The organism is Novosphingobium anseongense (assembly GCF_037482895.1).
GTDB classification, from domain to species: Bacteria; Pseudomonadota; Alphaproteobacteria; order Sphingomonadales; family Sphingomonadaceae; genus Novosphingobium; species Novosphingobium anseongense.
Window position 1 is genome coordinate 612737 of record NZ_JBBHJZ010000001.1, and the last position, 25815, is coordinate 638551.

27 protein-coding genes and 1 tRNA gene are annotated in these 25815 nt (G+C 66.9%); 18 read left to right on the top strand and 10 right to left on the bottom strand.

Annotated elements, in window-relative coordinates; all coding sequences use genetic code 11:
- From frr to rpmE, 9 genes are all read left to right on the top strand, one after another.
- A complete protein-coding gene (gene frr, locus WG901_RS03010) occupies nt 1–558 on the top strand; it encodes a ribosome recycling factor (RefSeq protein ID WP_339585529.1) in 558 nt (185 codons plus the stop codon).
- Between the two features lie 68 nt (nt 559–626).
- On the top strand, nt 627–1271 hold the full coding sequence (gene uppS / locus WG901_RS03015; protein ID WP_339586635.1) for a polyprenyl diphosphate synthase: 645 nt from the start codon (nt 627–629) through the stop codon (nt 1269–1271).
- Nucleotides 1258–1941, top strand: coding sequence for a phosphatidate cytidylyltransferase (locus tag WG901_RS03020; protein WP_339585530.1), 684 nt, complete (start codon nt 1258–1260; stop codon nt 1939–1941). The genes uppS and WG901_RS03020 overlap by 14 nt, the downstream gene beginning before the upstream one ends.
- Before the next feature lie 2 nt (nt 1942–1943).
- On the top strand, nt 1944–3110 hold the full coding sequence (locus WG901_RS03025) for a 1-deoxy-D-xylulose-5-phosphate reductoisomerase (protein WP_339585531.1): 1167 nt from the start codon (nt 1944–1946) through the stop codon (nt 3108–3110).
- 1 nt (nt 3111) lies between these two features.
- On the top strand, nt 3112–4230 hold the full coding sequence (gene rseP / locus WG901_RS03030) for an RIP metalloprotease RseP (protein WP_339585532.1): 1119 nt from the start codon (nt 3112–3114) through the stop codon (nt 4228–4230).
- A 197-nt stretch (nt 4231–4427) separates the two neighbouring features.
- Nucleotides 4428–7184 (top strand): outer membrane protein assembly factor BamA, encoded by a 2757-nt coding sequence (bamA, locus tag WG901_RS03035; RefSeq protein WP_417602575.1) that lies wholly within the window; start codon nt 4428–4430, stop codon nt 7182–7184.
- Nucleotides 7184–7888 carry an OmpH family outer membrane protein gene (locus WG901_RS03040; RefSeq protein ID WP_339585534.1) on the top strand — a complete coding sequence of 235 codons (705 nt, stop codon included), beginning with the start codon at nt 7184–7186 and terminating at the stop codon, nt 7886–7888. The genes bamA and WG901_RS03040 overlap by 1 nt, the downstream gene beginning before the upstream one ends.
- Nucleotides 7889–7904: 16 nt before the next feature.
- A complete protein-coding gene (gene fabZ / locus WG901_RS03045; protein WP_339585535.1) occupies nt 7905–8378 on the top strand; it encodes a 3-hydroxyacyl-ACP dehydratase FabZ in 474 nt (157 codons plus the stop codon).
- Nucleotides 8379–8502: 124 nt separating this feature from the next.
- Complete coding sequence (gene rpmE / locus WG901_RS03050; RefSeq protein ID WP_339585536.1) at nt 8503–8730, top strand: 50S ribosomal protein L31; 228 nt, start codon at nt 8503–8505, stop codon at nt 8728–8730.
- Between the two features lie 301 nt (nt 8731–9031).
- Here rpmE and WG901_RS03055 read toward each other — a convergent pair whose 3' ends face one another.
- Nucleotides 9032–9664 carry a prolyl hydroxylase family protein gene (locus WG901_RS03055; protein WP_339585537.1) on the bottom strand — a complete coding sequence of 211 codons (633 nt, stop codon included), beginning with the start codon at nt 9662–9664 and terminating at the stop codon, nt 9032–9034.
- Nucleotides 9665–9824: 160 nt separating this feature from the next.
- Here WG901_RS03055 and WG901_RS03060 point away from each other — a divergent pair.
- The 9 genes from WG901_RS03060 (at nt 9825) to WG901_RS03100 (ending at nt 16968) form a co-directional block, all read left to right on the top strand.
- A tRNA-His gene (locus tag WG901_RS03060) sits at nt 9825–9901 on the top strand.
- A gap of 92 nt (nt 9902–9993) precedes the next feature.
- A complete protein-coding gene (ccmC, locus tag WG901_RS03065) occupies nt 9994–10719 on the top strand; it encodes a heme ABC transporter permease CcmC (RefSeq protein ID WP_339586636.1) in 726 nt (241 codons plus the stop codon).
- Entirely contained in the window at nt 10719–10859 is a 141-nt protein-coding gene (locus WG901_RS03070; protein ID WP_339585538.1) for a hypothetical protein, read from the top strand. The genes ccmC and WG901_RS03070 overlap by 1 nt, the downstream gene beginning before the upstream one ends.
- Nucleotides 10856–11323: a cytochrome c maturation protein CcmE gene (gene ccmE / locus WG901_RS03075; protein WP_339585539.1), complete on the top strand. Its 468-nt coding sequence runs from the start codon at nt 10856–10858 to the stop codon at nt 11321–11323. The genes WG901_RS03070 and ccmE overlap by 4 nt, the downstream gene beginning before the upstream one ends.
- Nucleotides 11320–13266, top strand: a complete 1947-nt coding sequence (locus tag WG901_RS03080) for a heme lyase CcmF/NrfE family subunit (protein WP_339585540.1) — start codon at nt 11320–11322, stop codon at nt 13264–13266. Before ccmE ends, WG901_RS03080 begins: the two co-directional genes overlap by 4 nt.
- On the top strand, nt 13263–13823 hold the full coding sequence (locus tag WG901_RS03085; RefSeq protein ID WP_339585541.1) for a DsbE family thiol:disulfide interchange protein: 561 nt from the start codon (nt 13263–13265) through the stop codon (nt 13821–13823). Before WG901_RS03080 ends, WG901_RS03085 begins: the two co-directional genes overlap by 4 nt.
- Nucleotides 13824–13846: 23 nt before the next feature.
- Nucleotides 13847–14230 carry a cytochrome c-type biogenesis protein gene (locus WG901_RS03090; RefSeq protein WP_339586637.1) on the top strand — a complete coding sequence of 128 codons (384 nt, stop codon included), beginning with the start codon at nt 13847–13849 and terminating at the stop codon, nt 14228–14230.
- Nucleotides 14227–14913, top strand: coding sequence for a tetratricopeptide repeat protein (locus tag WG901_RS03095; protein WP_339585542.1), 687 nt, complete (start codon nt 14227–14229; stop codon nt 14911–14913). The genes WG901_RS03090 and WG901_RS03095 overlap by 4 nt, the downstream gene beginning before the upstream one ends.
- Before the next feature lie 102 nt (nt 14914–15015).
- A complete protein-coding gene (locus WG901_RS03100; RefSeq protein ID WP_417602216.1) occupies nt 15016–16968 on the top strand; it encodes a potassium transporter Kup in 1953 nt (650 codons plus the stop codon).
- 48 nt (nt 16969–17016) lie between these two features.
- Here WG901_RS03100 and WG901_RS03105 read toward each other — a convergent pair whose 3' ends face one another.
- The 9 genes from WG901_RS03105 to WG901_RS03145 form a co-directional block, all read right to left on the bottom strand.
- Nucleotides 17017–17703 (bottom strand): peptidylprolyl isomerase, encoded by a 687-nt coding sequence (locus WG901_RS03105; protein WP_339585543.1) that lies wholly within the window; start codon nt 17701–17703, stop codon nt 17017–17019.
- An 81-nt stretch (nt 17704–17784) separates the two neighbouring features.
- The gene (locus WG901_RS03110) at nt 17785–18357 is read right to left on the bottom strand and encodes a urate hydroxylase PuuD (protein WP_339585544.1); all 573 of its coding nucleotides are present in this window, start codon (nt 18355–18357) and stop codon (nt 17785–17787) included.
- A 156-nt stretch (nt 18358–18513) separates the two neighbouring features.
- The gene (locus WG901_RS03115) at nt 18514–19167 is read right to left on the bottom strand and encodes an inner membrane-spanning protein YciB (protein ID WP_339585545.1); all 654 of its coding nucleotides are present in this window, start codon (nt 19165–19167) and stop codon (nt 18514–18516) included.
- Nucleotides 19167–20090 (bottom strand): signal recognition particle-docking protein FtsY, encoded by a 924-nt coding sequence (gene ftsY / locus WG901_RS03120; RefSeq protein WP_339585546.1) that lies wholly within the window; start codon nt 20088–20090, stop codon nt 19167–19169. The genes WG901_RS03115 and ftsY overlap by 1 nt, the downstream gene beginning before the upstream one ends.
- Entirely contained in the window at nt 20087–21259 is a 1173-nt protein-coding gene (locus WG901_RS03125) for a MiaB/RimO family radical SAM methylthiotransferase (protein WP_339585547.1), read from the bottom strand. The genes ftsY and WG901_RS03125 overlap by 4 nt, the downstream gene beginning before the upstream one ends.
- A 3-nt stretch (nt 21260–21262) precedes the next feature.
- Nucleotides 21263–22075 carry a diaminopimelate epimerase gene (gene dapF, locus WG901_RS03130; protein ID WP_339585548.1) on the bottom strand — a complete coding sequence of 271 codons (813 nt, stop codon included), beginning with the start codon at nt 22073–22075 and terminating at the stop codon, nt 21263–21265.
- A gap of 88 nt (nt 22076–22163) precedes the next feature.
- The gene (locus WG901_RS03135) at nt 22164–23213 is read right to left on the bottom strand and encodes an aspartate-semialdehyde dehydrogenase (protein WP_339585549.1); all 1050 of its coding nucleotides are present in this window, start codon (nt 23211–23213) and stop codon (nt 22164–22166) included.
- A gap of 214 nt (nt 23214–23427) precedes the next feature.
- The gene (locus tag WG901_RS03140) at nt 23428–25404 is read right to left on the bottom strand and encodes a TonB-dependent receptor plug domain-containing protein (RefSeq protein ID WP_339585550.1); all 1977 of its coding nucleotides are present in this window, start codon (nt 25402–25404) and stop codon (nt 23428–23430) included.
- Between the two features lie 63 nt (nt 25405–25467).
- Nucleotides 25468–25785: a hypothetical protein gene (locus WG901_RS03145; RefSeq protein ID WP_339585551.1), complete on the bottom strand. Its 318-nt coding sequence runs from the start codon at nt 25783–25785 to the stop codon at nt 25468–25470.
- Between the last annotated feature and the right edge of the window lie 30 nt (nt 25786–25815).

A 25815-nucleotide genomic window follows, 5' to 3' on the forward strand; every position in this document is an offset into this window, starting at 1 on the left:
ATGGCCAAGTACGACAAAGCGGATCTCGAGCGCCGCATGAAGGGCGCCGTCGAAGCGCTGCGGCATGACCTTTCGGGCCTGCGTACCGGGCGTGCGAACACCGCGCTGCTCGATCCGATCACGGTCACGGTCTATGGTTCGCAGATGCCGCTGAACCAGGTGGCGACGGTTTCCGCGCCCGAGCCGCGGCTGCTGTCGGTGCAGGTCTGGGACAAGACCAACATCGGCCCCGTCGAAAAGGCGATCCGTTCGGCCGGCCTCGGGCTGAATCCGATCAACGATGGCAACAACATCCGCCTGCCGATCCCCGATCTGACCGAGGACCGTCGCAAGGAACTTGCCAAGCTCTCGCATCAATATGCTGAAAAGGCTCGTGTTGCGATCCGCAACGTCCGCCGCGACGGCATGGATGCGCTCAAGGCCGACGAGAGCAAGAAGGAAATCGCCGAGGACGAGCGCAAGCGCGGCGAGGCCGAGGTCCAGAAGCTGACCGACGACCAGATCAAGGCGCTCGACGAGGTCGCGGCGCAGAAGGAAAAAGAAATCCTCACCCAGTGATCCTTCGTCAAGCTCAACAAGAGCCGAAGGGAGGGGCCGTGACCACCGCGAAGCATGTCGCGATCATCATGGACGGCAACGGGCGCTGGGCGAAGAAACGCCATCTGCCGCGCGTCGTCGGCCATCAGCGTGGTGTCGAGGCCGTGCGCAAGCTCGTTCGGGCCGCGCGCGCGATGGGGCTCGAAGCGCTGACTCTCTATGCCTTCTCGACCGAGAACTGGCGGCGGCCCGAGGACGAGATCTCGGCGCTGATGGGGCTGCTCAAGCGCTTCATCCTGAGCGATCTCGAAGAATTCGCCGCGGATAATGTGCGGCTCAAGATTATCGGCGATTACAAGGCTTTACCGGTCGATATTGTAGAGCTGATCGAGGGCGCGGTCGCGCGTACCGCGAGCAATACCGGCTCGACCCTGGCGGTCGCGCTCAACTATGGCGCGCAGGACGAGATCGCCCGCGCCGCGCGCGCCGCAGCGGCCAAGGGCGAGATCACGCCCGAGACGATCGCGGCCGAGCTCGACACCGCCGACTTGCCACCGCTCGACCTGCTTATCCGCACGTCCGGCGAGATTCGGCTGTCGAACTTCCTGCTGTGGCAGGCGGCCTACGCGGAGATGTGGTTCACCGAGGTGCTCTGGCCCGATTTCACCCCCGCGCATCTCGAAGAGGCGCTGGCCGCCTTTGCCGATCGGGAGCGTCGTTATGGAGGGCGCTGACCGCAAGGCCAAGGGCGCGTCCGATCTCGGCGTGCGCGCGGCTTCGGCCGTGGTCATGCTCGCGGTTGCGGGCGTGGCGCTGTGGCTGGGCGGCACTGTCTGGTCGGTCTTCGTCCTGGCGATCGCCGCGGGCGTCATGTGGGAATGGTCGCGGCTGACCTTGCGGATGACCGACAAGGTCGCGCCGCGGGTGATCTGGATACTCGTCGGCATCGTCTACATTACGGTTGCCGCGCGGATGCTCGAATATGTCCGCGGGCTCGAGCCCGATGGGCTGGTCGGGACCTTGGCGATCGTTGCGGCGGTGATCGCGGTCGACGTCGGCGCCTATTTCGCCGGCCGTTCGATTGGCGGCCCGAAGATCGCCCCCAAGATCAGCCCGTCGAAGACATGGGCGGGGCTCGGCGGTGGCATCGTCGGCGCGACCTTGCTGCTTGCGGCCTACTTCCATCAGACGACCGGTACGCCGAGCGCCGCGATCACCGCCGGGCCGGTCATCGCCGTGATTGCCCAGGCCGGCGACTTCTTCGAGAGCTGGATGAAGCGCCGCGCCGGGGTCAAGGATTCGAGCGCGCTGATCCCGGGCCATGGGGGCCTGTTCGATCGCGTCGACGGCCTGCTGGCCGTGCTTTTCCTGGCGGGAATCCTTCACGCCTTGGGTATGATGTGAAAATGCGCAAGATCTCGATCCTCGGTGCGACCGGCTCGATCGGCGCTTCCACGCTCGATCTGATCCGCCGCGCGCCGCTCGACTGGAAGGTCGTTGCGCTGACCGCCAACGGCAACGTCACCGAATTGGCCAAGCTCGCGCGCGAGTTCGGTGCCGAGATCGCGGTCACCGCCGACGCCGCCTGCCTGCACGACCTGCGCGAGGCACTCGCCGGTAGCGGCATCGAAGCCGCGGGCGGCCCCGCCGCGCTGGTCGAGGCGGCATCGCGACAGGTCGACATCACGATCGCCGCGATCGTCGGCTGCGCGGGCCTCGCCCCGACCATGGCGGCGATCGAGCAGGGCGGTACGATCGGCCTCGCCAACAAGGAAGCGCTGGTCTCGGCCGGTGACGTCATGACCTCGGCCGTGGCGCGCCATGGCGCCACCCTGCTGCCCGTCGATTCCGAGCACAACGCGATCTTCCAGTGTCTGGCGGGCAACGATCCTGCGCATGTCCGTTCGATCACCCTGACCGCGAGCGGCGGCCCGTTCCGCGACTGGTCGCTTGAGCAACTCGTCGGCGCTACGCCCGCCCAGGCGGTCAGGCACCCGAACTGGGACATGGGTGCCAAGATCAGCGTCGACAGCGCGACCATGTTCAACAAGGGCCTCGAACTGATCGAGGCGCATCACCTGTTTCCGGTGGGGCTCGATAAGCTGCGCATCATCGTCCACCCGCAGTCGGTGGTGCACTCGATGGTCGAATACCGCGACGGCTCGACCCTGGCGCAGCTCGGCCCCTCGGACATGCGCGTGCCGATCGCCTCGGTGCTGGCCTGGCCGCAGCGGATCGAGACGCCGCTGGCACCGCTCGATCTCGCCGCGATCGGTGAGCTGAGCTTCCGTGCGCCGGACGAAACGCGCTTTCCCGCCACTCGGCTCGCGCGGCAGGCCGCCGAGGCGGGCGGGGCGATCCCGGCCGTGCTCAACGCCGCCAACGAGATCGCCGTCGCTGCCTTTCTCGCCGGTCAGATTGGGTTCACGCGCATCGCCGCACATGTCGAGGACGTGCTTTCGTGCTATGCCCCGCCTGCGCCTGCCTGTCTCGCCGACGTTATCGCGGTGGACGCCGAGGCGCGCGACCGTGCCAGAGACCTGATTAACTCGGCGCCGATGGAGCCTGCCTGACTTGAGCCATTCCCCCTCGCTGCTGCTGACCCTGCTCGCCTTCGTCCTGGTGCTGGGGCCGCTCGTGCTGATCCACGAGCTCGGCCACTATCTGGTCGGCCGCTTCTTCGGTGTGAAGGCCGAGGCCTTCTCGATCGGCTTCGGCAAGGAGATCGCGGGCTGGACCGACCGGCGTGGTACGCGCTGGAAGCTCTCGGTGCTGCCGCTGGGCGGTTACGTCCAGTTCGCCGGTGACATGAATGCGGCCTCGATGCCCGATGCCAATGCCGCCGACGGATTGACTCCGGCCGAGCGCGCACAACTGTTCCAATCGAAGCCGCTCTGGCAGCGCGCGCTGATCGTCGCGGCCGGGCCGGTGACCAACCTGGTCTTCGCGATCGCGATCTTCGCCGCGTTCAACCTGGCCTATGGCAAGGTCGTGGCGACGCCCGAAATCGGTCTTTTCGCCCCCAATTCGACCGCGCAGGCAGCGGGCCTGCGGCTGGGCGACCGCATCGTCGCGATCGACGGTCACACGATCGAGAGCTTCACCGAAATTCCCGAATACGTCGTGCCCTATCCGGGCAAGACTGTCACCCTGGTGGTCGCGCGCGAGGGCCGCCAAATGACGCTGCCCGTGCCCGTGCAGGAGCGGATCGAGCGCGACAAGTTCGGCAACGAGGCGCGCATCGGCCGGATCGGCATCGCCGCCGGCAAGGGCCGGATCGTGCCGGTCGGACCGGGGGAGGCCGTGTCGCTGGCGGTCGATCAGACCGCGGGTATCATCCGCATGACGGTGACCGGCATCGGCCAGATCTTCGCCGGCGATCGTTCGGTCAAGGAACTCGGCGGGCCGATCAAGATCGCCAAGTATTCGGGCGAGCAATTGAGCCTGGGCTGGCAGAAATTCGTCAGTTTCGTCGCGCTGATCTCAATTAATTTGGCATTCATCAACTTGCTGCCAATTCCTGCCCTCGACGGCGGGCACCTGGCTTTCTACGCAGCGGAAGCGGTGCGCCGGAAGCCGTTGGGTCTCCGCAGTCAGGAATGGGCGTTCCGCACGGGCATGGCTTTGGTCCTGGCCCTGATGCTGTTCGTTACGATCAACGATCTGGCCGGACTGCCGCTTTTCGGTGGCTGAGCCGGTCTGGCCGGTGGAGAACTTGCAACTGACAGCCCTCGATACCGACTGACTGCTTGATTGGCCGGGCGCCATCGGGCAGAGGGCTGCGACTGCCTGCGGGAGCGGTAGCGCGGTCGGGTGGGAGGACTGCCTTTTGCCGCAATGTTTCGGACTATTGCCGAACTGTGACGGGATTTAGCGTGTCGATGATGGGAATGACGATGGTTCGCAGCCTTGATTATCGCCGCGCGTCCGGTTTGGCGGCGGCGCTTCTGGGGACCACGATCCTGGCGGGGCAGCCTGTCTACGCCCAGGCTGCGAACACGGCGCCACGCGCTCCGGCTCGCGCCGCAGCGCCGGCGCGTCCTGCGGCGCCCGCACCTGTCGTCGTACCGCCCGCGCCGGGCGAGGCCGCGATGCCGATCACGACGCTGACCGTGGTCGGCTCGCAGCGGCTCGAGCCCGACACGATCCTGTCCTACGTCAAGCTGCGCGTTGGCCAGCCCTATACGCAGACCGCGGCCGACCAGGCGCTCAAGGACCTCTTCGCCACCGAGCTCTTCTCCGACGCGCAGGTGCGCAACGACAACGGCAACGTCGTCATCCAGGTGAAGGAAAACCCGGTCGTCAACCGGATCATCCTGGAGGGCAACAAGCGCATCAAGGACGAGAAGATCCTGCCCGAGATCAAGGTCTCGCCGCGCCAGATCTTCACGCGTTCCAAGGTCCGTGCCGACGTGGCGCGCATCATCGAGCTCTACAAGCGCCAGGGCCGCTTCGCCGCCACGGTCGAGCCGAAGATGGTCAGCCTCGAGCAGAACCGCGTCGACATCGTCTTCGAGATCACCGAGGGGCCCAAGTCCAAGGTCCGCCAGATCAACATCATCGGCAACGAGAAGTTCTCCGACGGCGATCTGCGCGGCGAGATGGTCACCAAGCAGGCGCGCTTCACCCGCCTGTTCTCTTCGGGCACCAGTTACGATCCCGATCGCATGGCCTTCGACCAGCAGAAGCTGCGCCAGTTCTACCTGACCCAGGGCTATGCCGACTTCCGTGTGGTTTCGGGCGTGGCCGAGCTGACGCCTGACAAGAAGGACTTCATCATCACTTACGTGGTGGAGGAAGGCGAGCGCTACAAGTTCGGCGACGTCAAGGTCGACAGCCAGCTGCGCGACTTCGACGGCGAGCAGCTCGCCAAGCAGCTGCCGATGAAGGCGGGCGATTGGTACAACGCCAAGTTGGTGGAAGACACCATCGAGAAGCTCAACGAGACCGCCGGCGCCTTCGGCTATGCTTTCGCGGACGTGCGGCCGGACTATGCGCGCTCCAAGGAAGACCTGACGATGGGCGTCACCTTCCAGATCCAGGAAGCGCCGCGCGTCTATGTCGAGCGGATCGACGTCAACGGCAACACGCTGACCCAGGACAAGGTCGTGCGTCGCGAGTTCCGTATCGCCGAGGGCGATGCGTTCAATTCGCTCCAGGTCAAGCGTTCGAGCGCGCGCATCAAGTCGCTCGGCTACTTCCAGGAGAAGTTCGAGGTCGAGCAGAAGCCGGGTTCGGCGCCAGACCGTATCGTGCTCGAAGCCAACGTCGAGGAAAAGCCGACCGGCGAGCTCCAGCTTTCGGCCGGCTTCTCGTCAATCGAGAGCTTCATCTTCCAGGCTTCGGTCCAGCAGCGCAATTTCCGCGGCCGCGGCCAGACGATCGGTCTGTCGGGCTCCTATTCGCGCTATTCGAAGTCGATCGAGACGAGCTTCACCGAGCCCTACGTGTTCGACAAGAACGTCTCGGCCTCGGTCTCGATCTACCGCCGCGACTACAACAGCTTCAACTTCGCCAATTCGGATCGCCGCACGACCTACGAGCAGGCGACCACGGGTATGCAGCTGCGCGCGGGCGTGCCGCTGACCGAATACCTGACCGCCGTGGCGAGCTACACGCTGAACTACGACGACATTTCGCTCGATCGCAATCAGTTCTACACCGATCGCCTTAGCGCGGGGAATTTCCGCTGCGACCCGCTCCTCGCGGGCCGATATCTCTGCGAGGCCATCGGCAAACGCACGAGTTCTATCGTCGGCCTGTCGGTGATCTATGACAAGCTCGACAACCGCGTGCGCCCGTCGCGCGGCTTGCTCGCATCGACGAGCGTGGACTTCGCAGGCCTCGGTGGCTCGGTTCGCTACGCGCGCATGCGCGCCAATGCCGCGCACTACTGGCCGGTGGGCAAGGGCTTCATCTTCTCGATCTCGGGCGAGGGCGGCATCATCAAGTCGCTCGACAACAGCGGCAACGCTGCGCTGGGTATCGACGACGTCCGTCTGACCGACCGCTTCTACCTCGGCGAGCCGCAGATGCGGGGCTTCGACATCCGCGGCATCGGTCCGCGCGTCATCCGCAAGTTCTACACCGACACCAATGCCAACGGCATCAACGAGGACGGCGAGTTCTCGGCCGACCGCAATGACTGGGTCGATGACGCGCTGGGCGGCAAGTACTACTATCAGGCGCGTGCCGAACTCGAGATCCCGCTGGGTTCGGGTGCGCGCGAACTCGGCCTGAGGCCCTCGATCTTCGCCGACGTCGGCGCGGTTTGGGGCGTGCGTCGTCCGCTGACCGACGATTTCAAGACCGACCAGTTCATCCCGAGCCGCGACGCCAACGGCATTCCGCAGTATACGGTGATCTGCAACGGTTCGGCCACGCTCGTTTCGAGCGCCAACGGCGCGCCGGCCAGCAATCCGTCCTGCGTCGCCTCGGGCGACGGCGTTACCGCCGCGGGCAGCACGATCCCTGCCTACAAGGAGTTCTTCCTGGGCAACACCTGGAAGCCGCGTCTTGCCATCGGCATCGGCGTCAACTGGAATTCACCCTTCGGCCCCTTCCGCATCGACTTCTCGAAGGTCATCCTGAAGCAGGAAGGCGACGATCCAAAGACTTTCACTTTCAACGTGGGAACCCAATTCTGATGAAGACCCTTCTCAAGTCCGTTGCCGCGGCCGGTCTGATGCTCGCCGTCGCTTCGCCCGCTCTCGCCCAGGCCCAGGCCGCCGCCGGTCCGCTCGTTCCGGGTCTGGCGGTTGCCGATCTCGACGGCGTCGTCGCCAACTCGAACGCCTATCGCACCGCGCAGACGCAGCGTCCGACCACCTACAAGCCCCAGCTCGACCAGGCCGAGGCGCGCCGCAAGGCGATCGTCGCGCAGGTGACTCCGCTGGTCGACAAGTTCAACAAGGACCGTGCCCTGCCGAGCCCCAATCAGGCGGCGCTGCAGACCCAGGCTCAGCAGATCCAGCAGATCCAGCAGTCGGGCGAGCAGGAACTGCGCACGATCCTGCAGCCGGTCGGCCTGTCCGAAGCCTACGTTCAGGAGCAGATCGCCGACAAGCTCGACGCCGCGGTGAAGGCCGCCATGGCGAAGAAGAAGATCTCGCTGCTGCTCTCGCCCCAGGCCGTGACCGCGTTCAACAACAACGGTTACAACCTGAGCCAGGATATCGTGAACGAGCTAAACACGCTGATCCCTTCGGCCACGCTCGTCCCGCCCGCGGGCTGGGAGCCGCGCGAAGTCCGCGAGCAGCGCGCGCAGCAGCAGGCTGCTCAGGGCCAGCAGGGCGCTGCGCCGGCGCAGCCGGCCAAGCCGACCACCACGACGCAGCCCTCGGGTCGCTGAGGTCGGGGACCGGGGAATGGCTGAAGAAAAGAAGGCTGCCGAGGCGCCTGCCTACGATATCGTGAAGATCCTGAACGCGCTGCCGCATCGCTATCCGCTGCTGCTCGTCGACAAGGTCCTCTCGCTCGAGATCGGCGAAGAGATTCGCGCGATCAAGGCGGTCACTTTCAACGAGCAGTTCTTCCAGGGTCATTTCCCCGGCCGCCCGATCATGCCCGGCGTCCTCCAGATCGAGGCGCTGGCCCAGGCTGCGGCGATCCTGGCGATCGAGACGCTCGAACTCGCGGGTTCGGGCAAGCTCGTCTATTTCATGGCGATCGAAGAAGCGAAGTTCCGCAACCCCGTCGAGCCGGGCTGCCTGCTCGAACTCAACGTGGGCTTCGTCCAGAAGCGCGCGCGTGTGTGCAAGTTCTGGGGCAAGGCTTCGGTCGACGGCAAGGTCACCTGCGAAGTGCAGTTCACCGCGATGGTGGCCGACCCGCCTTCCTGACGAGCGTCGCGGGAACGTCCGTTCCCGCAACTCGGCTGTCAGGCTGGACAAACAGGCGAAGCGTCGCTATGCGCGCCGCTTCCATTCAGGCCGGTCGGAACCGGTCGCAACGAAAGCGAATGCGATGAAGAGCGGAATCCACCCCGACTATCACATGATCAAGGTCCAGATGACCGACGGCACCGTGTTCGAGACGCGCTCGACCTGGGGCAAGGAAGGCGACACGCTGGCGCTGGAAATCGATCCGACCTCGCACCCGGCCTGGACCGGCGGCAAGGCGCAGCTTCAGGACGGCGGCCGTGTTGCCCAGTTCAACAAGCGCTTCGGTGGGCTCACGCTCAAGAAGGACTGATTCGGGCTCATCGCCGGATATCACGAAGAGGGCGGTCCCGCGGGGCCGCCCTTTTGCGTTGGGCGTTTCGCATGCGATGCCGGCGATGTGCGAAAACTCACGCGGCGGCTGTGTCGTGAATCACAGATGTGGTCGCCGAGATCGGTCAAACCATCGGCAAGGCCCGGCGGTGCAGCATCGCAGGGCTGGGGCACGCAGCGTAGCGACAGCGCGTTGTGCAGAGGCCGGACGGGGTGGCGCTTTCCGATCGCCGCGACATTCCGTCCGGCCTTTAGCGTTTGCCTGTCGGAGCGCTGCGCGCTCAGCCCCAGGGGCGCTCGCGATACCAGCGCGTGATCACGTATTTGCGCCCCGCACGAACCTTCATGCCATGGTGGAGACTTGCGGGATTGACCATGCCGTCGGGGCGGCGGTTGTTCCAGATCAGCAGCTTGCCGCGTTCGGGCTGAACGGTCTTGTCGAGCCACTTGAACCGCGTCGCGCCGCCAGCCTCGACGTCGTTGAGGTAGATCATGAAGGTCCAGGTGCGCTGGCCTGGGACGGCGCAATGGATCTGGTAGTCGGTGCCGTTGGGCTCGAAATAGTCGGTGTGCGGCTTGAATTCCTGCCCGACGTCGTAGCGCTGGCCTTGCAGCGGCTCGCCATGGGCCGGATGAATCCCCGATATGTGGCCGAGCAGCCGGTCCAGCCCCGCGACGATCGGGTCCGATGCGTCGAGGTCGCAAGTCGAACTCGTGCGGAACAGGTCGTCGCCGTTGTCGTCGGCTATGGTCGAGGGGCGGTGTTGCGCCTCGATCCGCTCGACCAGCGCATCGCACGAGGCGGCATCGAGGAAATTGCGGTACTGGTAGAGCTCGAGCCGCGGCGAGGGCACGCGCTGCATGTTGGGAAACGAGAGCAGGTGCTCTGCCGATGATTCGCCCGGTCCGGTCATAGAGAGCGGTCATAAGCGGACGCGCGGCAGAAGAAAATCGGGGCGGAGCCCGCGCGGCGCAATTTTCGCTTCCCAATTCGAAGCGCTTGTGCAAATGCGCGCTCCCACCCGATGGCTCGGTCGAGCCTAGTGGTGACAGCGCCTTGTGCGCGATTTTGTGGCGATCGTAGCTCAGTTGGTTAGAGCGCCGGTTTGTGGTACCGGAGGTCGAGGGTTCGAACCCCTTCGATCGCCCCATTTCTCTCCTTTCTGCTCGGGCATTTCGGCGGGGTGTAAGCGCGCCTTGCCCCTTGCCCGAGGCGGCCTGCGCTGCCAAAAGCGCCGCGATCATGCACGGCTTCGCCAATCCCGCCCGTTTCCTGCGTATTGCGCGCTGGCTCATGCCTTTGCTGCTGATCTCGGGCGTCGTTCTGGCGGCCGGCTCGCTGGCCTGGGGCCTGTTCTTCGCTCCGGCCGAAGGCCTGCAGGGCGAGACCGTGCGCATCCTCTACGTCCACGTGCCGTCGGCCTGGCTGGGCATGGGCGGTTGGACCGCGATCGCCGTCGCCAGCCTCGTCGAACTCGTGTGGCGCCACCCGCTCGCCGGCATCGGCGCGCGCGCGATCGCGGTGCCCGGCGCCGTCTTCACCGCGCTGTGCCTCGTCACCGGCTCGCTCTGGGGCCGACCGGCCTGGGGCACCTGGTGGGTATGGGACGGGCGCCTCACCTCGATGCTCGTCCTGCTGTTCCTCTACTTCGGCTATGCCGCGCTCGCCCAGGCGGCGAGCGGCGAGGGGCAGGGCAATTCGCGCGTGCCCGCCGTGTTCGGCCTCGTCGGCGCGGTGAACATCCCGATCATCCACTATTCGGTGCTGTGGTGGAACAGCCTGCACCAGCCGCCTTCGATCTCCGTGGGCAAGTCGGCCATGGCGCTCGACTTCCTCGTTCCATTGTTGATCGCGACCTTGGGCTTCTCGCTGATCTTCGGCGGCGTCGTGCTCGCGCGGATGCGCGCGATCCTTGCCGACATCCAGGCCGAGGCGCGCTTGCGCCGCAAGGCGGGAGGGCTGGCCTGATGCGCGAAGCGATGGATCCCTGGACCTTCATATGGGCCGCCTATGCGATCGGCGTCGGCGGCACCGTGGCGATGATCGCCTGGAGCCTGATCTCGATGCGCGCGGCCGAGCGCCGGCGCGAGCGGAGCCGTGAGCGATGACTACGCAAACTGCCGGCATCAAAGCCAAGCACCAGCGGCTGGTGCTCGTCGTCATCGCGCTCGTCGCGCTGATCGGCGCGGCCTTGCTGGCGATCTGGGGTCTGCGTTCGCAGGCCAGCTATTTCTACGTGCCGAGCGACATCGTCGCGGCCCGGCCCGATCCCGACCGCGGTGTGCGCCTGGGCGGCATGGTCGAGAAGGGCTCGCTCAAGACCGAGCCCGACGGCGTGACGATCGCTTTCGTCGTCCACGACGGCAAGGCGCGCGTGCCGGTGCGGTTCAAGGGCATCGTGCCCTCGTTGTTCGTCGAGGGCTCGGGCGTCGTCGCCGAGGGCAAGCTCGCCGCCAACGGCACCTTCATCGCCGACAACCTCCTCGCCAAGCATGACGAGAAGTACGTTCCGCGCGAGATGAAGGAAATGACCGAGGCGCAAGCCAAACAGGTGGTGGCCGAAACGCAATGATCGCCGAATTCGGCCTTGCCGCGCTCTGGCTCGCGGCCGCCCTCGCGGGCCTGCAACTCCTCGCCGGCGCGCTCGGCCTGACCCGCGGCGGCGCGGCGCTGGGCGCGATCGTGCGCCCCGTCGCGATCGTCCAGGGCCTGCTGGCGCTGATCGCCTTCGTCGCGCTGATCGTGCTGTTCTGCCAGACCGACCTGTCGGTGAAGCTCGTGGCGATGAACTCGCATTCGGCCAAGCCGCTGATCTACAAGTTCGCCGGCACCTGGGGCAACCACGAGGGCTCGATGCTGCTCTGGGTGACCGTCATGGGCCTGGCCGGCAGCTTCGTTGCGCTGGTCGAGCGGCGTCTACCCGAGCCGACTATGCTCGCGACCCTGGCCGGCCAGGCCTTCGTCAGCCTGGGCTTCTATGCCTTCCTGCTGCTGTCCTCGAACCCGTTCGAGCGGATGCCGCAGGTGCCGACCGAGGGGCAGGGGCTCAACCCGCTGCTCCAGGACATGGGCCTCGCCTTCCACCCGCCGACGCTCTACGTCGGCTATGTCGGGCTCTCGATCGCCTTCAGCTTCGCGATCGGCGCGCTGATCACGCGCGAGGTCGGCCCGGCCTTCGCCCGCGCCATGCGGCCCTGGGTGCTCGGCGCCTGGATCTTCCTCACGCTCGGCATCACCGCCGGCTCCTACTGGGCCTATTACGAGCTCGGCTGGGGCGGCTGGTGGTTCTGGGATCCGGTCGAGAACGCCTCGCTGATGCCCTGGCTCGCGGCGACGGCGCTGCTGCATTCGGTATCGGTCCTCGCCGCGCGCAACGCGCTGCGGGCCTGGACGATCATGCTGGGCGTGGTCGCCTTCTCGATGTCGATGGTCGGCACCTTCCTCGTGCGCTCGGGTATCCTGACCTCGGTCCACGCTTTCGCGGTCGATCCCGAGCGCGGCTCCTTCATCCTGATCCTGCTGGCGATCTACATCGGCGGCGCGCTGACCCTGTTCGCCGTGCGCGCCGGCTCCGTGAGCGAGGGCGAACGCTTCGCCCCGGTCAGCCGCGAGGGCGCGTTGGTGTTCAACAACGTCATGCTCTCGGCCGTGCTTGGCATCGTCCTGTTCGGCACGCTCTATCCGCTCGTGGCCGAGGCGATGGGCGCCAAGGTCTCGGTCGGGCCGCCATACTTCAACCCGATGAGTGCGCTGTTCGTCGTGCCGATGCTGCTGGTCATGGCGGTTGGTCCGCTGCTGCGCTGGCGGCGCGATGGCTTCGCACGCGTGCGCGCCATTCTCGTCATTCCTGCGCTGCTGGTCGTCCTGGCGGCGATCGGCGTCGCGGCCTGGGGCGGGATCGGCGTGCTGCCCTTCATCGGCCTGACGCTTGCGGGCGGGCTGGCCGTCGCGAGCCTGCTGCCCCTGCGCGGCCGCAGCCTGCGCCGCACGCCGCTGGCGACCTGGGGCATGGTCGTCGCACACCTGGGCGTCGCGGTCGCGCTGTTCGGCATGGCCAGCGAGAGCGCCTTCTCGGTCGAGAAACTCGTCGCCGCGCGCGTCGGCGACACCACCGCCGTCGGACCGTGGCAGATCACGCTCAAGCGCGTCCGTCCCGTCGCAGGCCCGAACTGGACGGCGCTCGAGGCGGATCTCGACGCTTCCTATGACGGCGGCAAGGCGACCGCGGTCCATCCGCAAGCGCGCTTCTTCTGGTCGCCGCCGCAGCCGACCAGCGAATCCGCGCTTCTGACGCGCTGGAACGGACAGCTCTATGCCGTGCTCGGCGAAGAGGCGGACGATGGCCGCTGGCAACTGCGCCTCTGGTGGAAGCCCTTCGTCACGATGATCTGGTTCGGCGGGCTGATGATCGGCCTGGGCGGCCTGCTCGCGCTGCTCGGCCGTGTCGCCAGCGACCTCAAGCGCTACGTGGCGCGTGGCAAGATCGCTTATCGCCGCGAGAGGCAGGGGCGATGACCGATACCACCGCATCTCCGAAACCGCGCCGCTGGGCGATCTGGCTGCCGCTTGGGGTGTTCCTCGGCTTCGTCTGCCTCGTGCTGTTCGGGCTGTTTCGCCCGGCCGATCGCGAGGTGGCGAGCGCCATGGTCGGCAAGCCGCTGCCCGCGTTCGACCTGCCCGCCGCAACCGCCGACAAGCCGGGGCTAGCGCAGACGGACTTCATCGCGGGCGGCAAGCCGCGGCTGCTCAACGTCTTCGCCTCGTGGTGCATTCCCTGTGCGGTCGAGGCGCCGCAGCTCGACCAGCTTGCGAAGATGGGTATCGAGATCAACGGCATCGCCATCCGCGACCACCGCGAGGACGTGACCGCGTTCCTCGCCCGCAACGGCAATCCCTTCACCCGCATCGGCGCCGACGACGTCAGCAAGGTGCAGATGGCGATGGGGTCCTCGGGCGTGCCCGAAACCTTCGTGATCGATGGCAAGGGCGTGATCCGCTATCAGCACATCGGCGAGATCCGCGCCGACCAGATGCCGCTGATTCTCGAAAAGCTGAAGGAGGCGGAACAGTGAAGCGTCTGCTGATCCTGCTGCTGATGATCTTTGCCGCGCCGGCCTTCGCGCAGGATACCATGCCGCCGGCGCCCTATGCCTATCGCCAGCTCGACAACCCTGCGCAGGAGGAAAAGGCGCAGGCGCTGATGGAAACACTGCGCTGTCTCAAGTGCCAGAGCCAGTCGATCGCCGATTCGGACGCGCCGATGGCCGGCGACATGCGCAGCCAGGTCCGCGAGCGCATCGCCGCCGGCGAGGATCCCGAAGCGATCCGCGCCTGGCTGGTCGAGCGGTATGGCGACTACGTCAGTTATGCTCCGCGTGTGACCGCGCTGACCTGGCCGCTGTTCATCCTGCCGATCGTTTTGCTGGTGCTCGCCTCGCTGCTGCTGAGCCGGCGTTTCCGCAAGGAGGGCACGGAATGAGCTGGCTCTGGGCTCTTGTTCTCGCGATCCTCGCGCTTGCGCTGATCCTGCTGCTGCTGCGTTGGTTCGGCCAGCCGCGTGCGGGCTGGGAAGCGATCGCCGCGGCGCTGCTGCTGGGGATCGCCGGCTATGGCCTGCAGGGGCATCCCGGCATGCCGGGCGCGCCCAAGGCCTCCGCCGAAACCAGCGCGCCCAATTCCCCCGAACTGGTCGAGGCTCGCAAGGCGCTCGCGGGCGGGGGAGCAGGCGGAGAAACCAACAACAAGTGGAGTATCATCGCCGATGCTCTGGCGCGGCACGGTCAATATGCCGACGCGGCAGGTGTGTTGCTGGGCGCGGTCGACAAGAACCCGCGCGACGCCGACGCCTGGCTGGCTCTGGCCAATGCGCTCGTCGGTCATGCCGAAGGCTCGCTCTCGCCGGCCGCGCTCTTCGCGTTTCGCAATGCCGCGACGGTCGCGCCCGAGCATCCGGGACCCCCGTTCTTTCTCGGCCTGGCCATGGCGCAATCGGGGCGCTTCGACGAGGCACGGACGATCTGGACCGAACTCCTCGCCAGGACGCCGCCCGACGCTCCCTGGCGCCCGGATCTCGTCGACAAGCTCCAGCGGCTCGACATGATCGTCGCGCGGCAGAACGCCATGCAAGGCATGCCCGTGGGTCAGCCTGGAACAATGCCCTAAAAAACGGGTTTCTCACGCCGATTGCGGGGGACTTCGCTTGCTGCTAAGCGCCGCCTCCTTGCCGCGTTGCGGCATGGAAACAAGTCGCGACAGGGCGCTGGCATGAGCGAATCGATTTCGAACGACGCGGGTGCCAATGCCGATGGGGAGGGGGCGTCAGCATCGCCGACACCCGCCGTCGCGCATCATGGACATCACGAACACCATGGCGGCGCGCTGAAGCTCGCCGTCGGCGCTATCGGCGTCGTCTTCGGCGACATCGGCACGAGCCCGCTCTATGCGATGCGCGACACCTTCGCGGGCCATCACCGCCTGCCGCTCGATCCGCTGCACATCTACGGCATCGTCAGCCTGATGTTCTGGTCGATGATGGTCATCGTGACGCTCAAATACGTCACGGTCATCATGCGTGCCGACAACCGTGGCGAGGGCGGCAGCCTGGCGCTGCTGGCGCTGATCAACAAACACTCGGGCGTCAAGAAATGGTCGGGCGGGATCGTTCTGCTCGGGATCTTCGCGACTTCGCTGTTCTACGGCGACTCGATGATCACGCCGGCGGTCTCGGTGCTTTCGGCGATCGAGGGTCTGGCAGTCTATCAGCCGCATCTCGGCCCGGCGGTCGTGCCGCTGGTCGTCGGCATCCTCATCTTCCTGTTCATGATCCAGAGCCGCGGCACGGCCAAGGTCGCCGCCTTCTTCGGCCCGATCATGCTCGTCTACTTCGCCGTGATCTCGGTGCTCGGCGTGATCTCGATCGCGGCGATGCCTGAGGTGATCTCGGCCCTGAGCCCCCATCACGCGGTGACGATGTTCGTCCAGGACCCCTGGCGCGGCTTCCTGGCGATGGGTTCGGCCGTGCTCGCGGTGACGGGCGCGGAAGCGCTCTATGCCGACATGGGCCACTTCGGCCGCAAGCCGATCCGCATCTCGTGGCTCGCCTTCGTGCTGCCGGCGCTGGTGCTCAACTACCTGGGCCAGGCCTCGCTGCTGCTGCGCACCCCTGATGCCCTGGCCAGCCCGTTCTACCTGCTCGCGCCCGAGTGGTTTCAGTGGCCGCTGCTGATCATCGCCTCGATGGCGGCGATCATCGCCTCGCAGGCAGTGATCACGGGCGCCTTCTCGGTGACCCAGCAAGCGATCCAGCTCGGTTTCATTCCGCGCATGACGATCCGCCACACCAGCCTTCAGGCCGGACAGATCTACATCCCGGTCATCAACTTCGGCCTGATGATCGCGGTGATCCTGCTCGTGCTGGTGTTCCAGCGTTCGTCGAACCTGACCGCGGCCTATGGCATCGCCGTCACCGGTGCGATGGCGATCGACAACTTCCTGCTTGCGGTCGTGCTCTTCCAGCTGTGGAAGTGGAAGACCTGGCTGGCGGTGCCGTTGCTCGGCCTGTTCTTCGCGCTCGACGCCGCCTATCTCGGCGCCAACCTGACCAAGATCCCCGACGGTGGCTGGGTGCCGCTGATGATGGGCGTCGGCATCTTCACCCTGCTGACGACCTGGTCGAAGGGCCGGCAACTGATGCGCGCCAACATGGCCGAGGGGACGATCCCGATCGAGGTATTCGCCAAGAGCGCCCATTCGAGCGCGGCGCGCGTGCCCGGCACGGCCGTGTTCATGGCTTCGACCGATCTCGGCGTTCCTTCGGCGCTGCTCCACAACATCAAGCACAACAAGGTGCTGCACGAGCGGGTGGTGATCCTGACCGTGGCGATCCAGGGCATGCCCTATGTCGACGAGGCCGATCGCTTCACGGTCAAGGACATGGGTAACGGCTTCTACCGCTTGATCCTGCGCTACGGCTTCCTCGAGGAGACCGACGTGCCCGAGACGCTCAAGCGCGTGACGATGTGCGGCGAGCCGTTCCAGATGATGAAGACGAGCTTCTTCCTCTCGCGCCAGACGCTGCTGCCTTCGGCCAAGCCGGGCATGGCGCTGTGGCGCGAGAAGCTGTTCGCCTGGATGCTGCGCAATGCGGCCAGCGCGATGGAATTCTTCCGCTTGCCGACCAACCGCGTCGTCGAATTGGGCAGCCAGATCGAGATCTAGGGCTGACGCGATCGAAAGGCTGATCCCCGCTTTCGCGGGGATGACGGCTTAGTTGGTGGTCGGAGAGGTCGCGGGAGCCGGTGCCGCCGGGATCGCCACCCGCCGCACGGTCAGCACCCGGACGGGTTTCTCGATCATCTGCCCCTTCATCACGCCTTCGCCGAGCGTGGTCGAGAGCGGCACGTCGTAGATCTTCCGAACCACGTCCATGCCTTCGACGACGTGACCGAAGGCGGCGAAGCCGGCCTTGCCATCATCGGTCGTGGCATTGGGATCGGCGTCGAGTCCGGGCATGTCGGACAGCAGGATCGAGAAGTCGCCCGCGGCCGTGCCCGGGGCGTGGCGCGCCATCGAGATCGCGCCCGCCTTGTGGAGCACGCCGGTGACATTGGTCGGCTCGTGCGCGATCGGCGGCAGGTTCTTCTGCGGATTGCCGCGCGTGCCCGCCTGGATCAGCCCGTTGGGCTGCTCGCCCCACTTGAGCCGCATGACGCGGTAGAAGACGATGCCGTCGAAGCGGCGCTGGTCGACGTAGCGCACGAAATTGCGCGTCGTGACGGGCGCGTTCTTGGCGTCGAGGTCGAGCGTGATCGTGCCCTGTTCGGTGACCATGGCGACGCGCACCACATCGGGCAGCGGCGCGGGTCGGGCTGGCGCCTTCGGCGCGGCGCCATAAGCGGTAGCGGTCAGCGCCAGCAGGAGCGGCGCGGCGAGCGGGGCGAATCGAAGCGTCATGCCGCGATCATGCGACAAAAAGAAAGGCGCGGCATCCTTCCCGGAAACCGCGCCTCTCTTTGGCGACTATGCCCGCGAGGATCAGCCCAGGTTGGCGCTGACCATCGTGTAGAACATCGGCAGCGACAGCAGCAGGTTGGTGCGGCTGGCGATCAGCGCACGGGGAGCGGCCTTGGCCTTCTCCTCGTCGCTGGCTTCGACGATGCCGAGGATCTTCTTCTGCGCCGGCCAGATGATCAGCCAGACGTTGAGGAACATGATGATCGCGAGCCACATGCCCAGGCCGATCAGGTTGACGTTGCCTTCGCCCGAGAAGGTCAGCGCCTGGTGGCCGTAACCGGCGATGAAGGCGATCGCGAGACCGGTCAGCACGGTCAGCAGCGCGCCATAGCGGAAGAAGAAGAACACGTTCGGGGCGATGTAGCCGGTGACGCCCTTCTTCAGTTCGGCGGGGATCTTGGGCATGGTCGGCACCTGGACGAAGTTCAGGTAATAGAGCAGGCCGATCCACAGGACGCCGAAGAACAGGTGCAGCCAGCGCAGCACCGAATTGGCATCGACCGTCGCCGACGGCGCGAAGGCCATCATGACAGCGATGGCGAACACCAGGCCCACAGCGAGCACGAGGTGGAGGTTACCGAAAAGTTTGGCCATGTTTTCCCCCTAGGATTCCGAAGGCGCGACTACGCAGCGAACTGCAAAAGTTTGTTGGCCGGCCGCACGGAAAACCGCGGGTCAGCGCGCCATCTATTGCGGCATCGTGGCCGAATGTCACATGATTTTGCGTCATTGTGCACTTATTCGTGCACCTTATTCATGTGGGGGATTCGTCAGCACCTCGTCCTTCGATTCCTGGCCCAGGCCGTGGCGCAGCACCATCGGGATCTGGGTGAAGGTGAACAGGAACGAGAGGCTGGTGAAGCCCCAGAGCTTGGCCTGGAGCCAGCCATCGAAGGTCAGCACCTGGCGCAACACTTCGTTGAGACCGGCCAGGAACAGGAAGAACACCGCCCAGTTGCGCGAAAGCTTGAGCCAGCCGGCCTCGTCGAGGCCCTCGAAGGCCGACTGCAGCAGGTAGCGCAGCATCGGCTTGCCGCGCAGCAAGCCCGCGAAAAGGACCGTGGCGAACAGCAGGTAGATCGCGGTGGGCTTGACCTGGACCCAGAACGGATCGCCCAGCAGCACGGTCAGGGTACCGAAACCGAGGATCAGCGCCGTCGACAGCCAGAGCATCGGCGAGACGTGGCCCAGCCGCCAGCGCGAGACGATCAGCGCGATCACCGTCGCGATCATGAAGGCGACCGTGCCTTTGGTCACGGCCACGACGACGCCGAGACCCTGGTCATCCGAAGGCGGGGCAAAATGGCGATAGGCCAGGAAGAAGACGAGCAGCGGTCCGAAATCGACGACGAGGTTGATCCAGGAGCTCTTGGGTCTGTCCTTGGAGGGAACGGCTTCGCTCATCATGCCACTCCCGCGATGACGCGCGAGACGAGGTCGGGGTCGAAGGGGCGCAGGTCGTCGATCTTCTCGCCGACGCCGATCGCATGGATCGGCAGGCCGTATTGTTCGGCCGCGGCGACGAGCACGCCGCCGCGGGCGGTGCCGTCGAGCTTGGTCATGATAAGGCCGGTCACGCCTGCCACTTCCTTGAAGGTTTCGATCTGCTGCAAGGCATTCTGTCCGTTGGTCGCATCGAGCACCAGCACGACGTCGTGCGGGGCTTCGGGGTTGAGGCGGCCGAGGACGCGGCGGATCTTCGCCAGTTCGTCCATCAGCTCGCGCTTGTTCTGCAGGCGTCCGGCCGTATCCACGATTAACGCGTCGATGCCCTGCTGGGTTGCGGCTTTTACCGCGTCGAACACGATCGAGGCGGGGTCGCCGCCCTCGGGGCCGCGGACGATCGGCACGCCGATCCGGTCGGCCCAGACCGCGAGCTGGCCGATCGCGGCCGCGCGGAAGGTGTCGCCGGCGGCGAGCATCACGCCGTAGTCCTGTTCCTGGAACAGGTGCGCGAGCTTGGCGATCGTCGTGGTCTTGCCCGAGCCGTTGACGCCGATCACGAGGATGACCTGCGGGCGCGGAAAGGCCACGACTTCGAGCGGCTTGGCCACGGGGCGCAGGATCGCGGCGATCTCTTCGGCGACGGCCTGCTTGATCGAAACCTCGTCGGCGCCGCGCTCGAAGCGCTCGCCCGACAGGCGCTCGCGGATGCGCGCGGCGGCGCGGGGGCCGAGGTCCGAAAGGATCAGCGCGTCCTCGATCTCGTCGAGCTGGTCGTCGCTCAGACGCGTCTGCGAGACGATTCCGGCGAGGTTTTCGGAAAGCCGTTCGGAGGTCTTGCGGAAGCCCCCGAACAGGCGGTCGCTCCAGGTTTCCGCGCTCATGCGAGCATTCCTTCGATCACTTGGCTGGGCGTTATGGTCTGCCACTGCGACGCCGTGCTGCCGTTGGATAGACGCACGCGTGCGAAGTTGTCGGCATGGCCGGTGCCGTCACGCTCGGCGAGCACGCGCAGCGGCGTGCCGACCAGCGATTGCAGCCAGGTCGAGCGTTGCTGCGCGACCGCCTCGCGCAATTGCGCGGCGCGCGCTTTTACCGTTGCGGGTGCGACCTGCGGCATGCGCGCGGCCGGAGTGCCCGGGCGGGGCGAGTAGGGAAAGACATGGCCGTGGACGATGGCGAGGTCGGCGATGATCGAAAGGTTGTTGGCGTGCATGGCCTCGTCTTCGGTTGGAAACCCGGCGATCAGGTCGGCGCCGACCGCGATCCCGGGGCGGCGCGCGCGCAGGCGAGCGACGAGGTCGACCGCCTGCGCGCGCGTATGGCGGCGCTTCATGCGCTTGAGGATCATATCGTCGCCCGACTGCAGCGACAGGTGGACGTGCGGCATGACCCGCGTTTCGCCGGCGAGCAGTTCGAACAGTTGCCCATCGATCTCGATCCCGTCGAGCGAGGACAGCCGCAGGCGTTCAAGGCCGGGGAAGGCGTCCAGCACGGCCGCGACCAAGGCGCCGAGCCGTGGTTCGTCGGGCAGGTCGCCACCCCACGAGGTCAGGTCGACCCCGGTCAGCATGACTTCGCGCGCGCCGGCATCGAGATGGCGGGCGATGTCTTCGATCACGGCGCGGACCGCGCGCGAGCGGCTCGGGCCGCGGCCTTGCGGGATCACGCAGAAGGTGCAGGCGTGGTCGCAGCCGGTCTGCACGTCGACGAAGGCGCGGGTGTGCGCCTTGTGCGGCACGAGCGGCGCGGCGGGCACGTTCCAGGCGCGGGGATCGAGCTTGGCGGTGTTGGCAATCAGGCCGTCGACCTCGGGCATCGCCGCGAGCATGTCGCGCTCGATCTCGGCGGCGCAGCCGGTGACTAGCAGGCGCGCGTCGGGGCGGGCCTTGCGCGCGCGGCGGATCGCCTGGCGCGTCTGGCGCACGGCCTCGGCAGTGACCGCGCAGGAGTTGATGACGGTGAGCTGGTCGCTGGCGGACAACAGCCCGCGCAGGCTCTCGCTTTCGGACAGGTTGAGACGGCAGCCGAGCGACACGACCTCGAGCGTCACGTCCTAGGCTCCGTAGTCGGCGGGATCGAAGGCGCCGCGGAAGCTCTCGGCGGCAGCGCCGGTCATGACGATCTCGTCGTCGTCGCGCCATTCGATGCGCAGTGGGCCGCCGGGCAGGGTGACCGTGACCGCGCGATCGACGAGGCCGCGGCGCATCGCCCCGATCGCCGTGGCGCAGGCGCCGGTGCCGCAGGCCCGGGTCAGCCCGGCGCCGCGCTCCCAGACGCGCAGGCGGATAGAGTCGCGCGCGGTGATCGTCGCGACGTTGACGTTGATGCGCTCGGGGAACAGCGGATCGTGCTCGATCTCGGGGCCAAGGCGAGCAAGATCGACCGCGTCGGTATCGGGCACGAAGAAGATGACGTGCGGATTGCCGACGTTGACCGCTGTGGGGGCGTCGAGATCCTCCCAGCCCACGGGCATGGTCAGCGTGTCCATCGCATAGGCGAGCGGAATGCGGTCCCAGTCGAAGCGTGGCTGGCCCATCTCGACCGAAATGCCGCCTTCTGCGGGGCTTGCAGAGATCAGCCCGCCCGCGGTCTCGATCCGCGCCGCGGCACCGTGGAGCAGGCCGACCGCGCGTGTGGCGTTGCCGCAGGCCTCGACCTCGGAGCCGTCCGAATTGAAGATGCGCATGCGGAAGTCGGCGGCGTCCGACGGTTCGAGCAAGACGAGCTGGTCGCAGCCGATCCCGGTGTGGCGATCGGCGAGCGCGGCGGCCAGGGCATTGGTCATCGCCGGCACGCTCTCGGTGCGCCCGTCGAGCACGACGAAGTCGTTGCCGAGACCGTGCATCTTGACGAAGGGTACGCGCATAGTGGCCGCGCTCTAGAGGCTATCGGCGCAAAGGGAAAGCGCCGCGGTGCGAGTCCTTCTCAGGAAGGGACCGCACCGCGGCGATCTTTCAGAACTGGCCCGAGATCAGGACCTCGGCGATCTGTACGGCGTTGAGCGCCGCGCCCTTGCGCAGGTTGTCGTTGGCGACGAACAGAGTCAGGCCGTTGTCGGCCGAGGTGTCGCGGCGCACGCGACCGACGAAGACGGGGTCCTTGCCCGCGGCTTCGAGCGGATTCGGCACGTCGCTGAGCACCACGCCCGGCGCCTTGCCGAGCAGTTCAAGCGCCGTTTCGGGCGAGAGCGGGCGTTCGAACTCGACGTTGATCGCGATCGAGTGGCCGGTGAACACGGGCACGCGCACGCAGGTCGCGGCGACGCGCAGGCCGGGGATCTCGAGGATCTTGCGGCTCTCGTCGCGCAGCTTGAGCTCTTCCTCGGTGTAGCCGTCTTCGCCGAGCACGTAGTTGAGCGGCACGACGTTGTAGGCGATCGGCACCGACCACTTGCGCGGGGTGCCGAGGTCGACCGAGCTGCCGTCATACGACAGGTCGGCGCAGGTCTCGGCGCCGGCGACGATCTGTTCGCGCAGGATCTCGACGCCCTCGACGCCGCCGCCCGAGACGGCCTGGTAGGTCGAGGCGACGAGGCGGACGAGGCCGGCGGCGTCGTGCAGCGGCTTGAGCGCGGGCATCGCCGCCATCGTCGTGCAGTTGGGGTTGGCGACGATGCCCTTGGGCATCTGGCGCAGCGCGTGCTGGTTCACTTCGGCAACGACCAGCGGCACTTCGGGGTGCGAACGCCAGGCCGAGCTGTTGTCGATCACGACCGCACCGGCCGCGGCGACCTTCTCGGCGAGCGCCTTCGAGGTCGAGCCGCCGGCCGAGAAGAACACCACGTCGAGGCCTGCATAGTCGGCCGTCGTCGCATCTTCGACCACGACGTCGCTGCCGTTGAAAGCAATCGTCTTGCCCGCCGACCGGGCCGAGGCGAACAGCCGCAGCGTGCCCACCGGGAAGTTCCGCTCGGCCAGCAGCGACAGCATCATCGTGCCGACGAGACCCGTCGCGCCGACGACGCCGACGTTGTAGCGACCGGTGGTGTTGTCGAGGTAGTTCATGGAAATGCGTCTCCTTGAGTGCGGAGGCGCGGGATGCTTTGGCTTGCTGTGCAAGAGGCCCCGCGCTTCGGCGGGGCTGTGTCCGGGTGCCTAGGTCTTAACCGTCAGCACGACCGAACCGCCCCGCGATGCGGGTCGGCTTGGTGCTAATCGGTTTGATCGCCGTGGACATGGGCGGCCCGATAACCGAGCCGCCCAAGCCTGTAAACCACCTTTAGTCGCCGCCGCCGAACTTCCACCGCACGCCGCCGTTGAGCACGAAGCCTTCGGTCGGCGCCCAGACGTCGACGGTCCAGCGGCCGTCGGGCGCGCGGGTGCGACGGAGCAGCGGGTCGTGTTGCGTTTGGCGCTTGCCGAAGACGTTCTCGGCATTGAGGAACAGCCGCGCCTTGCCCAGCGCGATCTCGCCGAGGATGCCGACCTCGACATAGGGTTCCGAGCGCGTGCGATAGGGATTGTCCTCGAGCAACTGCCCACCCGTGTAATAGACCTCGAGCCCGAGCCGGCCCTTGTCGTGCTCCTCCCACATCGCGACGAGCCCGGCGGTGTGCTTGGGCGTCAGCGGCACCTGCCGGCGGCCGGGCCGATCGGGGTCGGGCTCGGTGGCATCGACGAAGACGTAGGAGCCCGTGACGGTGAAGCCGTTTTGGCGATAGCGCAGCAAGGTCTCGGCACCGCGGATACGCGTTTGGCCCGGCGCATTGACCAGGCGGACGCGATCGGCGGCGATTGTCTCCAATCGCGTCGAATTGCGCATGTTCGAGGCGAACAGCGTCAGGTTGGCCTCGATCGGGCCGCTGCGATAGCCGAGGTCGAACGAGGCGGTGCGCGCGGTCTCGGGTTCGAGATCTCCCAGCGGTTCGAGCCGCGAGAGCCCGGCCGCCTCGATCTCCTCGACGAAGGGCGTCGGCGCATAGAAGCCGCGTCCTCCCGACACACGGATCGTCCAGCGGCCGGGGCGATAGAGCAGCGACAGCCGCGGGCTGAACTGCGTGCCGTAACGATTGTGGAAATCGACGCGCGCGCTGCCCGCGAGCGTCAGGTCGGATGTGAGGTCTTGCTCGACCTGGCCGAATACACCCGGCACCTCATAGGCATAATCGAAGGCCTGGAAGGTCTGCGAGGCGAAGGAATCGCGCTGCCAGGCCAGACCGCCGACCCAGCTCGTGGCGTCCGCTTTGCCCGAGAGCGAGGCTTCGGCAAACAGCGTCGTGTGGCGATCGTCCTCGTGCACCGGGCCATAGAAGTGGTGGTGCTTCTGGGTCATGGCCGCGGCGCGCAGGTGCGCGGTGATCTCGCCGAGCGGTGCCTGCGCGACGAGGCCGCCGTCGAAGCGGTCGGTATCCTGCTCCTGGCGGAACGCCGTGCCGTCGGGCACCGTGCGGCCGGGCAGGGTACCGCCGCGGCGCTGTTCGGTCATGGCGCCGGCGGTGACGAACATCGAGGCGCCATCGCTCCCTTCCCAGAACAGCCGCGGGCGTATGGTCCAGCGACGGTAGCCGGGCATGTCGGCCCAGCCGTCGCCGTCGAGGTCCTGCCGGGTCTGGCGGTGGAAGCCGCCGGTCAGCGAGCCGCTCCACGCGTCGGACAAAGGCGTCGCGGCATAGGCGGTGACGTCTTGGCCGTCGCGCGTCGTGGCGTTGAGCAGGATTTCGGCCTCGGGCTCGTCTTTCGGGCGGCGCGAGACGAGGTTGATCACGCCACCGAGCGCCGAAGGGCCGTAGAGCGCCGAGGCGGCGCCCTTGATGACCTCGACCTGGCCGAGGTCGGTCGGCGGCACCTGCAGCAGGCCGAGCGACGAGGCCTGGCCGCCGTAGAGCGGCAGCCCGTCGGCGAGCAGCTGGGTGAAGCGGCCGTCCATGCCCTGGACGCGAACATTGGCGGCGCCGAGCGCGGGCGAGGTGACCTGGACTCTCAAACCGCCGGTCTCGCTGAGGATCATCGCCACGTTGCCGGGACGCATGAGGATCTTCTCCTCGATCTCCTCGCGGTCGATCACTTCGACGCGGACGGGCTCGTCCTGGACGCGGCGGCCCGAGCGCGTGGCCTGGACGATGATATCGTCTTCGCCGGCCTCGGCTTCGGTGGAGATGGGGGCGGGGGTGTCATCCGCCGCGGTCTGGGCGGCGAGGGCGTGGGCATCGAACAAGGCGACGCCTGCCAGTAGCAGGGCGCGGGTCTTCGCAAGCATGGGAAACTCCTGAACACGATCGAAGGCATGCGGCCGGGAGGCGGACCGCGTGACGTTCGGGGTTCAGGCTGCGGGCGGCTGGATCGGCGGTGCCGTGGCCCGCGAGCGCAGCCGCGCGACCGGGCGGTCGAAAAGCAGCGGCGTCATCGGCGTCGCATCGCATTGCGATGCCATCGCGTGTGGATCGGGGGCGATCGGGCAGTGGTGGTGGCCGGCATGGGCTGCGCCCGTGTGCGAATCGCCCGGGACTTCGTCGCCGTGCTCGGCGTGAGCGCGCGCTTCGGTCGCGTGATCGGTCAGCGCATCGGCCTCGGCGGGCGACAGGTGGGTGCCGCACAGAAGCACGGTCAGGATGACCAGGAAGTGCACCAGCCTACGCATGGTGCGGCCTTAGCGCGTCGCGATGCGCGG